The sequence below is a fragment of the Bdellovibrio sp. 22V genome (assembly GCF_030169785.1).
GTDB lineage: Bacteria > Bdellovibrionota > Bdellovibrionia > Bdellovibrionales > Bdellovibrionaceae > Bdellovibrio.
The window spans coordinates 3,025,789-3,039,340 of sequence record NZ_CP125854.1; the positions used below are offsets into that span (position 1 = coordinate 3,025,789).

Here is a 13,552-nt window from a genome sequence, read left to right on the forward strand (position 1 = left end):
TATCGGTTTCGCAAAGCGTTCCAAACAGGCATTAGACTATGATTCCGAACGCAAAAAATATGCGATCGTGATCAGCGCAAAATAGTAGGCTCTGGAGGAGGAGAAACGTTGATGATGTACATCAGTCTCAAAGTGAGAATATCACCGGCACTCAGTCCCCGGTCTTTGAATTCCCGAGTCACACAGTAACTCATGACGGATTCGCGATCGTACTCCGTGTACCCGCGCACATAGACAAGTTCCTTGTTGTCCTCTGTGCGGACCGAGCAACCCTGCGCCTGCGGATGATCGTGTTCATGATAAAGTCCGGCAACGTGACCAAACTCGTGCACAACAGTGGCTTTATCAAAACCACCGACGAAAAAATGAACTTCACTGACAGCGCCGGGGAAATCTTTTGAAACAAAGGACAGCTGTTCACCCACCGTTGCACTCGCCCAAGTGATGCCGCCTAGACCCAATGATAGCTTTTTACGATAGTTAATGATCACCTTGCTTCGGTCTCCGCGCACGCAATCCTGAAAACCGACAAAATGAACTCCGGTGCGAGAGGCGCTGTATTCCTCTTCAATCCAACGCTGAACTTGAAGCTTCTTTTCTTCAGTCCACGGTGCGCGTTTGTACTTTTCTTTAGAGTCAGGAACAGGATTCGCAAAACAGACTTTCACGGCGGGATTCAACCAGCGCACCCAAGTAAACATTCCTGCCTGCGCATGATTTGCCAGCAAAAGAAAACTCAATAAAGTTAAAATGCAGTTCAGAGAAAAGCGCACGAGTTCCTACCTTCCTTAAGGAGTCTTCGTTAAAGGAAGCATGCAACGTGCGTATGCCGAAAGCGCCTTTGGCATTTGCCCTTGTGCTAAAAGAGCTGCATCGTTCGCACGCACACGGGCCAACTGGTGAGTTCTCTCCAAAGAGGATTCAAAGTATTCAATGCCCACAACCTTTGCCGTTTCTAGATCACGGTAAATGATCGTGTGAGTAATCAGCGCAGGCACATATTTGTCAGCTCTATCAAGAGCGGCGATACCTTTTTCGTGAAAAACCTTTATCTGCTCATTGATATACTTTTCTTTATAACGGTCATGGGATTCAAGAGCGCCTTCGATCACTTCAGTTGCCATAGCCTGACGACCGTCTGCCAACTGCACCACTCTGTAGGCTTTATGGAGTCGCGCTGAATTGTAGTAACCATTGATCGTTCTAAATCCGGAATAAAAACGGCGCGCAATCTCGGCAGCAGGGAAAGCCCCCGACCCATCAAGAGAGTGCGCATCAAATCCCGTACAATGATCAAAATGACGAGACTCCTCGTTTGTTTTCACTTCTTTGGCCCAAGACACAACAGGAGGCACCACGCGCACATAGTCCGTGGTATAGATATTATTCGTCGGCATTTTAAAGAGCTCAACCCCGTTGATCGAAGTGAACTGATTGTTTTTATCAAGCGTATAGACCGCTTTTAAAAACTCGTAGGATTCATCAAAGAAAACTTTATCTTCGGAGCTGATCGAAATGGCGGGAGCCGCATATGACGAAAGCGCGATACTCATCGTAACCGCGAAGGCGCAAAACAGGGCAATGTTTGTTTTCATATAAACTCCTTAGATATGAATGCTAAGGAGCCATAATTATGCCACTCTCTACCCTGCTTATTTTTGATCCCGCCACGCACGCTTGCCTATTGCGCTCACCGCGGTAACAATAATTGCCACTCGAGGATCTCGACGAACGTGTTTGGTTTATCTCTCTGAAGATCTTTATTAGTATGGAAAGAACGAAGTTCCCGCTATCACCGTTATTTTTTGACGGTCATCCGAAGGCCCATTTTCCGCCGTCATCTCTCGAGGCGACGCGCGGGTAATAACATAATCGACCAAATATGCCGAGCCTCTGCGGGATTGCAAAACCGTATTCAATCTGAATACAACCGTGCCTGTATCGGGATCTTTTTCCTCAGCAATAAAAGCATAAACAATCTGATTAGGTGTTTCGGCTTTGAAAATTCGCGATAAAATCACATCCCCCTTCATGGCTTCTGTCAATGCCTGCATCAAACTTGGCGACGGCGATTTCACGGCACTGACCTTGTAAGGAAAGATATTGTTACCTTCCCCATCTCTCATAGAGAAATCTGTAAGATCGATCGTTCTCATCGACTCGGAATTCAAATATCTTTCGACCGAGGAAAGTTCCCGGGCCTGTAAAGTTTCTCTCGGAACACTGGCGCAGCCAAAAACCAAACCCGACAAAATCAAAACGAAAAGTCTCATTTCTTCTCCTTTATTAGGAAGCCATATACTGCAAAACTCCAGCAGTATCTCATTGACGATAGTCAGACTTTCCCATTCAGTCGCGAAAAAAGATTTTTCTTCGAGCGCCGAAAAACTGCGCTCACTTAATCTTGAAAGCTTGCGGATTTTGTATGACTTCTTTGGCAGCGCTGCTATTTATCCGCCACCAAACAAACAGGAGGAAACATGCGTTTCTTGATTTTATTATCTTTGCTTTTAGGTCCCTCTTTGTCCCTAGCTCAGAATGTAAAAGTGGATGCTCCGACAGACTCAAAATACCTTTGCGGCCCCGACAAAAACACTGTGATTCGCGAACTTCTGTTTCCCCAGGTCCGTCTGACAATCACGAAAAATGATATTACGAAAGTAGTTCTGACCGTGGCGGCGGGGAACTGCGAATATGGAAAAATGGTCCCAATTTACTCAGATCATTTCGCAAGGGCGTTTTTGTCTGACTTGGATTTTTCTTCAAGCAACGCCATCGCAGAGACTCCAAGAGTTTCTCGTCTCGATGATGTGACTCACCAAGTGATTTTATATTTTAACAACGAAGATATTTACACTGGGGACACTCGTCGTTTCCTTTTGCGCCTTCCAACTTCTAATGGTTCTTACGAAATGTATGTGATCTTTGACCAAGCGGGAACGGTTCACGTACAAATGAAATAAATCCTCACCGCGCAGATACCTTCTGCGCGTTATTTCGCGTTGAGAATCGTCTCAATTCTATCGAGGCGCGCTTTTATTTCCGCGTTTTCCTGGCGAAGCCGTGCATTTTCACTCGTGATGCGAATGTTTTCTGTGGCAAGTGACTGACTCTGCCCATGCAGGGCTTTGACGGCTTCGATTAACGGTGCAACTAAGTGATCGTAGGCCACCGTTTTATACCCGGTTTTTTTATCCGTCACCACCACTTCAGGATACACCTTTTCAACTTCCTGCGCGATGACCCCCACTTGATGTCTGGCGCTGAATTTTTCTTTGTCTTTATAATCGTACTCTACACCTTGCAGTCGTAAGATTTTTTCCAGCGAGTCTTCAAGAGGTTTAATGTTTTCTTTGAGTCTTTCGTCAGACGCAGAAGTACATCCTGAACTTGTACAAACAGCAACGCCTGCAAACCGTAAAGCAGATCCCGAGGCGATATTAATATCACCGCCAACATCAAGCTTAGAGGCCGGCGTTAAATTTCCTATTCCCACGTTACCGCCAATACGATTGATGCTTAGATGGCCTGCGGCTCCCGAAAAATCGATTCCCTGAATCAAACCTGTAGAGGTACCGCTTGAACCTAAAGCCACTCCGCCCATTGCCGTGCTGGCTTGAAACATGGAGGCCAAACCGGTTCCGTTATCTTTAACAACATGAATGCCGGCAAGAGGGTTGACCGTTCCGACGCCGACGTTGCTGCCGTTATTAAAATAAGTCGACATTCCTGAGGAGGCCCCGATTCTCACTTGCGTAGGCCCTCCCCGATCTATGAACAGATCACCTGTGATGTTAACGGGGTAAATAGATCTGATGTAGCCTCCGCTAAACGCCCACTGCGATGCAGATGTTTGGGTGCTGCCATCAGGGAACTTGAATCCTCCGGATAAAGATTCGATCACACCAAGAACGGAAAGCTTTTGCGTCGGCGTATTCGTTCCTATGCCGACATTCCCACTGTAATAAATCCCGCCGCTTCCTCCCTGGCTCCATACTTTCGCAGAAGATGGCAAATCTTGCCATGTCGCTAAACCCGCCGCATCCGAAGTTAAAACTTTTCCCGCTCCCGGTGTGCCGCCGGTGACTTTTATCTGTCCGTTGACTTCAAGTTTCGCACCAGGAGAAACAGTCCCAATACCAATATCGCCTGTTGGTGCAACGACTAGAAGATAACTGAAGGTCGCATAATCGAATAATCCAAGATAACCGGGCCCTGTCGAATTCGAAGTGCCCGTCGAGATCCAAGAGTATTCGCGCCCTCCTGCTCCAGAACTTTTCAACGAAAGATTCGCACCCGCCCCCCCTTTGTTTTCAATCATGAGTCCCTGGTCCTGAGCAGATTCATCATAGAGCAAATGCAATCTGCGCTCAGGAAGATTCGTTCCCACGCCGACATTGCCCGCATTGTAAAAAGTGTCGGTGCCATTAATACTCCAAGGACCTACGGGAGGTGCGGACCAACTGCCATCACCGCGCAGATACGTCGTTGCATCCGCGACTCCAGTTCCTAAGCGCGACGTCGCGATCGTCCCTGATGTAATTCCACTCGCATCTATGGCGATACTTGCGCAAGCAAACTGAGAACTGACAGAATTCCAATACATTGTTTGTCCTGCAGTACAATTCGCTGTCGATACGTATCCCGCAAACACCGTTGTTGTAACATAGTTCGCAAGTGTCGCCGAAAGGTCCGTCACCTGACTTGTACTTACACTCAGAGCGGAGTGAGAAGCACTCGTCAAACGTCCTTGGGCATCGACCGTGAAACTCGGAATCTGCGAACTAGAACCATAGGTCCCCGGCACCACCGTCGTATTCGCAAGACTGAATGTCGCAGAAATACAGCTTAAATTCGTGCCGTTATAAGAAAGAAATGTATTTGCCGGGCATGTCGGCACACCTGTTTTCAAAACAAAGTCAGACGCCGAGTACGCCCCGAGCTTTTCTGAAAACTTCGCATAGGACGCATAGGGCACGGTGCGAATCACATTATCAGGAGAAATCGTTTTCCAGCCGACTCCATCATAAAAAGAAACGCGAAGCTTACGCAGGTCTCCCGCCGAAGCATTGTAAGTATGCGTGCCATTCACGCAAGAATAAAGACTTCCGGAAATAGAGCAAACACCACACGAAAAATTCGCTGAATTATTAAAGGCATCTAGAACGCTGGAAGGACCGCTTAAGGGATATTGAACGGCCCCGTTACCGATAGGCACATCAAAGATGCCTCCGGAGTTCACCATATTATAACCCGTCAACTGTTCTTGATAAATCACGCAGCTTCCCGAAGGATCCGTAATTTGAAATAGAAAGGAAACGTTTCCATATTCCAACGGAGTTCCGTCAGATTTCAGAATACGCCCTTGATAGGTCAGAGACGAAGGAGAAGCATAACTCGAAGAAACCCCGAGAAATGCTACGAGTCCTGAAACGATCCAAGTTTTCATAAGGTGGCTCCCCTATTGTCACTACGTTCCTTATCGGTTCTGAGGCCGCCTCCAAAAAGGATCTGCGTATTATTGCGAGCGCAGGATCTGCGCGCTCATTGCGCCGATGATAAACCTCACGCCAATTTGCGTTCTGAATGGTGAGCGCATTTTACACGCGCTCTTCTAGTGTCATTTTAAAACGATTTTCAGTTTGGATTAGGTTTTGAAGAGCCAACGCAGAAGATTTTAAAAAACAATTCAACCAAAGGAGTAAAAATGAAAACAATCTTACTAACAACGGCCTTATTAACAGGATTCGCAAGCAGTGCTTATGCGAAGTGCGATGCCGATATGAAAACAGTTCTTTCGTGTAAATCCACTCCGCAAGAGGGTGATCATGAAATCGCAGGCCAAATCGCCGACACGATCGAAATTTGCACGAAGGGATCTAAGACATTCATCGCGGTGGAAGCCGAAGGCTCAGGGCCTGAACCCGTTCTGACGAAACCAAGCGTGCGTGCCGGAGCCACCGTTTTTCCCATTGAAGACTTGGCAGAATTCTCTGTCGGGAGTCGTCCTTTCCCCGGTAAAGTCAAAATCGGACGCTTGTACGTAAAACTAGGCAGCGAAAGCGTCTCTTCCACTTTCACATGTAAGTAAATACAAGGCCGCCCGCTTACAGCTTTATCGGCGAAGGAGCGCGTTGACGACCGTGCTACGAACTGATTCCGGTGTTGGCGTTGAGTGGCCTTCTTTTTCGAGATGAATATAAATAATTTCGTGGAAAAGCAGAACGGCCTTTTGTTCGATACTCAATCTCTCGAAACTTGCTGTCGTGCAAACACGGTAGTTTTTTGTTTGCGGATCGTAAAAATTAATCGCAAGCAAAGCAAAATCAGAAACAGCAGGATCTGCCTGAAGATTTGACTTAAGCTGCTCAGCTGTGGAGACGTAGGTATAGTCGGTTTGCGAGCGGTTAAAATCTTCCACTGAACACGGAGTGATTATCAGAGATTTGAAAACGGACAACACCATAATCGGATATTGCAAGCGGAAAATATAATCTGTGACCTTGGCATCCAATAACACTTGCGGAGAATACACCGGCATGTGTGCGCTTTGTTTTTGCAAATCATAGATATCGTGAGCGAGCCACACGTCATGAACCCGAATCCCAAACCCACCGTTACCGCGAATGAATATGGCTTGAGCGTTTGTTGCAAAAAACGTCAATAAAACCAAAACGGAAAACGCTTTTTTAAGACCAAGGGAAAAGCTGAACATTGATTTCATAAACTTCCTTTTTATCTCCGCTTTCTAAAAAGCGCGCGGTTTTTTCGACAAAGTTCAAAATTCGTTTCTTTGCGATCGGCAATTTTTTGGGATCAATACAAACGCTCACGGAACAGACCTCTCTTTTTTCAAGAGGCACGTCATCCATACTGTTGATGATTCGCTGAAGGGACGTTTTATGGGAGCGACGAAGGGCTTCCGAAGGGACATCCAGCGAAGTAATAATGTGCTCATGGCGGATCGTCAGCTTTTCCCCGTGAATCTCCACCAAGCCCACGGTCGTTAAGTTGTGGAGGATCTTTTCCACTTTGTCTTCGGTCAGTCGCAATTTCTGCGCGATCCAATCAACGTCTAAGACAAAGTCAGTGGCCGTGCTCAGCGCCAAGAAAGCAAAGTGTGCGGGATCAGAAATGATCGAAAAGTGCTCGACCTCGAGAGAATGGAGATTATTGGAATTGCTGTTGATGATTTTCAAAGCCTGGCGTTCTTGCTCTTCGGAAAGATTTAGGCTGAGAATGATTTTTTGCGCCGTTTTCGCGGAGCAGACTCGGCGGCCCGTCAAATAATCGTTCAGTTGGCCGATGGAAATACCACAATGTTTGGCAAAGGCTCTTTTAGAATAGCGCTCGTTGCGGCTTTGGCGCTCTTCCAATAAGTTCTTCAGAAATTGTGGAAATTTCTTTCTCATATAAAGGCTCCCGAAGTGTCGACCTTAGTATCGCGGTATGTTTTCTGGCAAGAGCCTTTTTTAGAATAATTTTCAACAACTGAGCGCCTTTGGAGTGCGCTCACCCTGCAAAACGCTCAGTCTTCAAAATCGCCAAAATCGTCTTTCTTCTTAGGCAAAAAGGGAATTTCAACAACCACTCGCAGTCCATATTTCGCTACAATCGCGATCAGCAATGTGCGAAGTCCTCCCACAGTCTTTCCTTTCTTACCAATAAGCTTTCCTAAATCGTCAGGGTGACAAGAAACTCTATACACGGTCGTATATTCGCCTGCTTCTATGCCGATATGGATGTGACTCTTGTGAGCCAAGAGTCGCTCTAATGTCGATTGAATAAAAAGACGCCCTTCTTCGACGCCTGCAAGATTCGCTGCTGGTACTCGTGCTTTTTTAAAAACGTCCATAAGCCCCTTCATCGTGTAAGCCTATCTTAGGCGTTTGATGAAGAGATCCCGAAGATTTTGTGAATTCCTCGGCTTAAGATCGAGCGCCTGCACACGGCGCTCGCAAGATTATACTTTGAGATTGGAAGAGGTGTTTTGCAGCTTGCTGGCTTTTTTGTTTTCACGATACCAGTGCACGAAAGTCGCACCCAGCATCACAAAGCCCGCAAGAATAACCAATGCTACGATGGTGAACCAAGCCGCGACGATCATGCGTTCGCCTCCGGATTTTTAACGGAAGAATAGATTTCGTTCACGATATGTGAAGCCATCGCCAAACCAAAGGCCCCCGTTACGAAACTCGCGGTACCCCAAATCACATTGCGATTGTCACAACCATGAAGATTGTTTTTCGACCCCTGTGGGCACACGCATTTAAAGCCCTGACCGTTATCGTACTTCAATTCTTCCGGTTGCATCGGAATCTCGTCAGAGAATACGCAAGGAATGCCGAATTTCTTTTCCGGGAAGTCGTACTTTTGGCGCAAGATTTTGCGCATTTGATGCGAAAGAGGATCGACGTAAGTATCCGCCAAATCCACAAGCTTAATGCGAAGTGGATCCATCTTCGCGGCAGAACCACCGGAAGTGATCACTTTCAAACCGCGCTGACGGCATGTCGCCAGCAAGTGCGCTTTTGCCGTCAAGTTGTCGATTGCATCCACGATCCAATCCGGATTGTGCGCCAACATCATTTCAGAATTTTCTTCGTTGTAGAATTCAGGGATCACGTTGACTGTCGCTTGCGGATTGATTTTACGCAAACGCTCACCCATCACTTCGGCTTTTTTCTTTCCGACCAAACCTTGCAACGCATGGATCTGGCGATTTGCATTCGTGATACAAACTTCGTCGTAATCAACAACCGTGATTTTGCCGACGCCTGAGCGAGCCAAAGACTCTGCCGCCCACGAACCCACGCCGCCAAGACCGATCACCATCACATGCGTGTCGAAAAGCTTTTTCATCACTGTATCGCCAACGAGGCGACCCATACGATCAAAACGACGGTGCAAAACGTATTCAGTTTCTTGCGGCTGAGGCAAAGTGTTTTCTACTTTAGTTTCCATGAGGCAAACTCTCCAAAAAGACGACGGAAATTCTCCGTAGTGATATCTAATATTTCCAGGGGATCAAGTGATTTCAACTCCCCTATAGTTCTTGCCACCTCCCAAATGCTTTCAGGAGGGTTCAATTGGCCTTTATACGCCGGTGGAGCCTGATCCGGGCTGTCGCTTTCGATCAAGAGGAACTCCAAAGGCATTTCTTTCACGGCCTGGTGAAGCTTTTGGTTGTCGGGCCGGCACACCGGTCCACCGACAGAAAGGAACAAGCCTCTTTTTAGGAAATCCTGCGCCTTTCCCCAACTGCCGTTGAAGGAGTGTACCATGCCTTTTTGCTTTGGCAGCCCGTACAGGTCCATAATCCTGAGGCTTTCTTCGTGCGCTTGCACGAGGTGCAAAACCATAGGTTTGTTCGAGATATGCGCCAACTCCAGTTGATCGGTAAAGACGTCTAATTGACGTTCCCGGGAGTCTTTCATGATATGCGGGCGGAAATCCAAGCCCATCTCTCCCAAGCCCATGGCATCGACAAGCTGAGTGGCCAGAAGATTCAAAGCTTCTTCACATTGCTCGTCATCATGATCCACGACCCAATAAGGGTGCAGACCAAAACAAAGACCGATATGCGTGGGGAATTGCGCTTTGAGCTCGCGCTGCTTTTGCCAGTCTTCGGGACCGACTCCGCCTTGCATAAAAAAATGGATCCCGCGCGAACGAGCGTCCTCAATAATCTGCGCCTGCTTTCCCTCCCAGCGAGGGTCTGCCAAGTGCCCATGTGCATCTATCCAGAATCCAAACCCGACCATAGTCCCTGTTTTTCTCATAAAAACCCGACTCGAACAACCTTCGACTTTCACCGATATGTGACAGGTGAAGGAGTATGTATGAAGCACAAAAGCTTGCGTTTAGGTTTTGATGTCACGATGGAGAAAGGCTCCACTTGGAAGCCCTTGAAGGTTCAGTTCTGGAATCAGGAAGAGAACTACTCGAAATTTAAACCCAGCGAGCCGTTTAAATACATGGCCGATGCTTTGGTGGGTTTGTCTTTGGTCAAACTGAATCACTATATCAAAAGCCCGGTAGCGACTCCTCACCTAGATTACTCCTTCGCCTTTGACGCCTGGAAAGCTTTGGACCCGCATGTCGAGCTTTTTGAACGCTCCCAACCTCGCGTGCGTGCTTTGCAATCTCATCTGGCAGTTGTGAATCCCGAGCTTTGTGCCGAGTTTGAAAATCATTTTAACGAACACTTCGAAATGGCGATCAAACCTTGGGGTGTGGATCTTACGGCACTCTGGCCTTTGCTGGATACTTTCACTTGGTTTGAAAATAAAGTCGGTGCGCCTTTGCTCTATAACTTCGGTTTGAATTTCTCGAAGCCGTTTATGGATAAGCTTCACTCCCTGTACTCTTTCCTTTATCACTTGCGCAGCCTTGTGGCGGTAGATCATAACGCGCACGTGGAAGATCCTTCGCATGAGGGTGTTAAAGTAGATGCGATCACAGACTATTTGCCGCGCGCGGAATACGTTGTGAACGACGCTTTGTTGTATTGGAATTTCAAAAAGTTTTCGCAACCGTTTGCGGGCCCTAAGACTCCCGACAGCCGTGTTGAGAAGCTTTTAGTCAATCCGTTGGAAAAGGCTTTCCACAAATACTCACACAATGCATGTCACTTGGTCGATAATTTACCGAAGGACTTTATCAACTCCATGAATCCCGTGGAACTTGAAGAGGCCTTCTATCTTGTCCAAATGGATTGGCTCTTGGGCTCTCCGGCGGGACTTCTTTTCAAAGTCCGTGAAGAGATTTTCTCTTTGCAAAGCGGTTACGAAAAGATTTTCTGGAAAGACATCGAGCCGAAGTTTCATGCAAAACCGTTTCATTTGCAGCTCTGCTGCTCATTGACGGAAGAAGCTGTTTACGGAAAGAAAAGCGCTTAATTTTGACGACATTTCAAAAAACAAAAGGCCCGTTCATCGGGCCTTTTTTATTTGTTTAACTTTGCGGGCGAGCGGCCCAGCGTTCCCGCAGTTTCTTGACCAAGAAATACACCAACAGCAAACCGATAATGGCGAAAACTACGAGCTTGAACTGACGAAGCTTATTCAGAATAGGCTCGCCATAATGAGCCAACAGGTAAATCTGCGTCGGCACACTGATCAAAGCCGCAACCCCATCAATGACGATAAACTTCCACGCAGGATATCGGAGCATTCCACAGGCCAAGTGTCCTGGGAAACGCAGACCCGGCGTAAAACGGAAGATCCCGCACGCATAGGCGCCGTACTTGTGAGTCCACTCCTCCACACGTTTCATCATGTGTGGCGGAAAGAGTTTATGCACGCGAGGATGATAGAGTAATTTTCTTCCGAAGATCCGCCCTATTAAATAAATAAACGTGTCACTCATGACGACGGCAGAAAAAGCGATAATAGAGGCGGTATGAACGTTCACGACAGGCGCGCCTTCATAAGGCGGAGGAAAGTGTTGCGGGTGCGCGCCCATAAACGCCAGAATACCGACGCTGATGAGGGTCACCTCTTCCGGTAGCGGAAAGCCCACGGAAGACAGAATCATCATTCCGATCAATGCAGCATAGACAGTTCCCGGCTGATAGGCGAACTGCGACATCCACTGAAAAATCGGCTCGTTAGCAAATTCCAAATTTCCTGTCTCCTAAGGCACCTACTATGGAGTAAACTGTCCGACTTGAACACATATGCTACACCGTGCTATGTGTATTTCACTCACTAAGGAATAGTATGCAGAGTGCCAGAGGATTTGAATACGGAGTCCGACATATAATCAGCCCTCAGTCCGGAAGGCTGAGTGATGTTTTATTAAGCACTTTGGATCTTGATCGTGAAGAAATCACTTTTCTTTTGGACCTTGGCTCTATTTATTTGAATCACAAGAGAGTTAAAGAAGATTCCTCGGTTTCTTCCGGCGATTATTTGCGCGTGCATACAAAACCCCGGCGCTTTCTGCGCGATGATGGAAATTGGTCAGAGCGCATTTTGTTTCAAAATAAACATTTTCTTGTTGTAAGGAAAGTCTCAGGCCTTCCCGTTCACGCCAGCGTCGACAATATTCAAGAGAACCTGCAAAAATATTTAGAAAATGCTCTAGGACATGAATTGTATGTCACTCACCGCCTAGATGTACCCACACGCGGGTTGATCGTTTATGCCAAGACGGCCGAGTTTTTAAGCGCATTTAATAAAATGCTCGTCGATCGTGAGATGAAAAAAATCTATCGCGCGATCGTCGAAGGCCAGAACATATCCACCGGAGTTCTAACTCATTATATGGAGCCGTCGCCTCGCGCACCGAAAACCGTGTCGCATGAAGCTCGCGAAGGCTGGCAGAACTGTGTCCTTGATATCTTAGCGAAGAAAGTTTTGCCGGAGAATCGCAGTGAGCTTTTGATTCATTTGCAGACAGGTCGCACTCACCAGATCCGCGCTCAACTGGGATACGAAAAACATCCCATCGTGGGTGATCATACTTATGGCGCGCAGAAAATTTGGGAAGAGGAAAAGATCGAACTGGAAGCCTGTGAGCTCAGTTTCAAAAACCCGCTCACAGGAGAAGAACATCACTTCGTTCTTTAGAAAAGGAACGCGTTCGTCATCAATGAGTATTGAATATTCTCGGGCTTAAAGAACTCGATGTCTTTACCACGGTAAGAATTCAAGATCGCGCTGTTTTCCATCGCCACTGTGAATGTCAAACCACGCATAGGTCGAATTTCCAAACCAAGACCATAGAAAGCTTTCGTCACGTGACTACCTTCAAGATCCTCAACGTCTGAAGAGTAATACCAGTCTTCGTCAAAGCCCACACGCGGCTTTAAAGAGAAGTATTTGTTGATATCCGCAACCACTTCAATTGTTTGCATCAAAGAGTATTGCTTGTTCGTTTGACGTGGATCCGTCACGTAATTGCCATCGTCGAATTGTGGGATATCCTGATTGAAGCTCGCTGTTCTGCTCTGCCAGTAAAAATCAGGTTTGATACCGTAAGTGATCGAAGAAAAACGACCCAAAGCATATTCAAAATACGCTTCCAAACGAAGCTTAGTGATCATGCCGGAATTTTCCGAATATTTGCTTGTTGGGAAATAAAGTTTTGCATTTCCTGAGATGTCAACGTCGCCGATATAGCCAAGGTCGTACATCGAGTATGCGATGTGAATGTCAGAAAGTTGAAACTCTGATTTCACTTGATCGCCGTATTCGTTTTGTCCCGCTGTATTGAACAAGAATGGAAGTCGTAAAGAAGCCTTACGGTCTGAGTCGATTTTATAGTTGATACCGAAGTAAGTGTAAGAATCTTGCGAGCGGCCCGCTGTTTCGGTTTTTCCCGGCTTCATATTGGCTTGAGACGCGATAGAGAAAAGCGTCACGTTCCAGTTTTTGCGAAGGGAGTCACCGACCGACATCACCATGCTTTCTTCACGTTCCTGGGCCTGCGCAAGAGTTCCAAAACAAGACAAAGCTAAAGTGAGGGCCAAAGCCTTTTTAAACATGATCGCTCCAGTACAAATATGCGGGAATTCTGAGGCAGGAATATGCCACAATGCGATATG

General features: G+C 47.0%; 16 protein-coding genes. 4 read left to right on the top strand and 12 right to left on the bottom strand.

Translation table 11 applies throughout. The features are described from left to right. Positions 1–71: 71 nt before the first annotated feature. The 3 genes from QJS83_RS14590 to QJS83_RS14600 form a co-directional block, all read right to left on the bottom strand. Positions 72–773, bottom strand: coding sequence for a zinc metalloprotease (locus tag QJS83_RS14590; protein ID WP_284605844.1), 702 nt, complete (start codon positions 771–773; stop codon positions 72–74). Positions 774–788: 15 nt separating this feature from the next. Continuing rightward, positions 789–1,595 carry a hypothetical protein gene (locus tag QJS83_RS14595; protein WP_284605846.1) on the bottom strand — a complete coding sequence of 269 codons (807 nt, stop codon included), beginning with the start codon at positions 1,593–1,595 and terminating at the stop codon, positions 789–791. Between the two features lie 168 nt (positions 1,596–1,763). Continuing rightward, complete coding sequence (locus QJS83_RS14600; RefSeq protein ID WP_284605848.1) at positions 1,764–2,273, bottom strand: hypothetical protein; 510 nt, start codon at positions 2,271–2,273, stop codon at positions 1,764–1,766. Positions 2,274–2,480: 207 nt separating this feature from the next. On the opposite strand from QJS83_RS14600, the gene QJS83_RS14605 reads away from it, so the two are divergent. Next, positions 2,481–2,963, top strand: a complete 483-nt coding sequence (locus tag QJS83_RS14605; protein WP_284605850.1) for a hypothetical protein — start codon at positions 2,481–2,483, stop codon at positions 2,961–2,963. 29 nt (positions 2,964–2,992) lie between these two features. Here QJS83_RS14605 and QJS83_RS14610 read toward each other — a convergent pair whose 3' ends face one another. Further along, a complete protein-coding gene (locus tag QJS83_RS14610) occupies positions 2,993–5,449 on the bottom strand; it encodes a tail fiber domain-containing protein (RefSeq protein WP_284605852.1) in 2,457 nt (818 codons plus the stop codon). A gap of 258 nt (positions 5,450–5,707) precedes the next feature. On the opposite strand from QJS83_RS14610, the gene QJS83_RS14615 reads away from it, so the two are divergent. Continuing rightward, positions 5,708–6,091: a hypothetical protein gene (locus QJS83_RS14615; RefSeq protein WP_284605855.1), complete on the top strand. Its 384-nt coding sequence runs from the start codon at positions 5,708–5,710 to the stop codon at positions 6,089–6,091. Between the two features lie 24 nt (positions 6,092–6,115). On the opposite strand, the gene QJS83_RS14620 is transcribed toward QJS83_RS14615, so the two are convergent. From QJS83_RS14620 to QJS83_RS14645, 6 genes are all read right to left on the bottom strand, one after another. After that, positions 6,116–6,724, bottom strand: coding sequence for a hypothetical protein (locus QJS83_RS14620; RefSeq protein ID WP_284605856.1), 609 nt, complete (start codon positions 6,722–6,724; stop codon positions 6,116–6,118). After that, a complete protein-coding gene (locus QJS83_RS14625; RefSeq protein ID WP_284605857.1) occupies positions 6,690–7,412 on the bottom strand; it encodes a DUF4423 domain-containing protein in 723 nt (240 codons plus the stop codon). Before QJS83_RS14625 ends, QJS83_RS14620 begins: the two co-directional genes overlap by 35 nt. Positions 7,413–7,528: 116 nt before the next feature. Beyond that, the gene (locus QJS83_RS14630; RefSeq protein ID WP_284605859.1) at positions 7,529–7,855 is read right to left on the bottom strand and encodes a KH domain-containing protein; all 327 of its coding nucleotides are present in this window, start codon (positions 7,853–7,855) and stop codon (positions 7,529–7,531) included. Between the two features lie 108 nt (positions 7,856–7,963). After that, positions 7,964–8,107: a hypothetical protein gene (locus QJS83_RS14635; RefSeq protein WP_284605861.1), complete on the bottom strand. Its 144-nt coding sequence runs from the start codon at positions 8,105–8,107 to the stop codon at positions 7,964–7,966. Then, on the bottom strand, positions 8,104–8,964 hold the full coding sequence (locus QJS83_RS14640) for a tRNA threonylcarbamoyladenosine dehydratase (RefSeq protein ID WP_284605863.1): 861 nt from the start codon (positions 8,962–8,964) through the stop codon (positions 8,104–8,106). The genes QJS83_RS14635 and QJS83_RS14640 overlap by 4 nt, the downstream gene beginning before the upstream one ends. Beyond that, positions 8,949–9,782, bottom strand: coding sequence for a TatD family hydrolase (locus QJS83_RS14645; RefSeq protein ID WP_284605865.1), 834 nt, complete (start codon positions 9,780–9,782; stop codon positions 8,949–8,951). Before QJS83_RS14645 ends, QJS83_RS14640 begins: the two co-directional genes overlap by 16 nt. Positions 9,783–9,842: 60 nt before the next feature. Between QJS83_RS14645 and QJS83_RS14650 the strand changes: the two genes are divergently transcribed. Continuing rightward, positions 9,843–10,901: a hypothetical protein gene (locus QJS83_RS14650; RefSeq protein ID WP_284605867.1), complete on the top strand. Its 1,059-nt coding sequence runs from the start codon at positions 9,843–9,845 to the stop codon at positions 10,899–10,901. A 55-nt stretch (positions 10,902–10,956) separates the two neighbouring features. Here the strand turns inward: QJS83_RS14650 and QJS83_RS14655 are convergent, their stop codons facing one another. Next, positions 10,957–11,625 carry a DedA family protein gene (locus QJS83_RS14655; protein ID WP_284605889.1) on the bottom strand — a complete coding sequence of 223 codons (669 nt, stop codon included), beginning with the start codon at positions 11,623–11,625 and terminating at the stop codon, positions 10,957–10,959. Between the two features lie 98 nt (positions 11,626–11,723). On the opposite strand from QJS83_RS14655, the gene QJS83_RS14660 reads away from it, so the two are divergent. Further along, positions 11,724–12,575, top strand: a complete 852-nt coding sequence (locus QJS83_RS14660; protein WP_284605891.1) for an RluA family pseudouridine synthase — start codon at positions 11,724–11,726, stop codon at positions 12,573–12,575. Here QJS83_RS14660 and QJS83_RS14665 read toward each other — a convergent pair. Next, positions 12,572–13,492, bottom strand: a complete 921-nt coding sequence (locus QJS83_RS14665; protein WP_284605893.1) for a hypothetical protein — start codon at positions 13,490–13,492, stop codon at positions 12,572–12,574. The genes QJS83_RS14660 and QJS83_RS14665 overlap by 4 nt on opposite strands. Positions 13,493–13,552 lie beyond the last annotated feature (60 nt).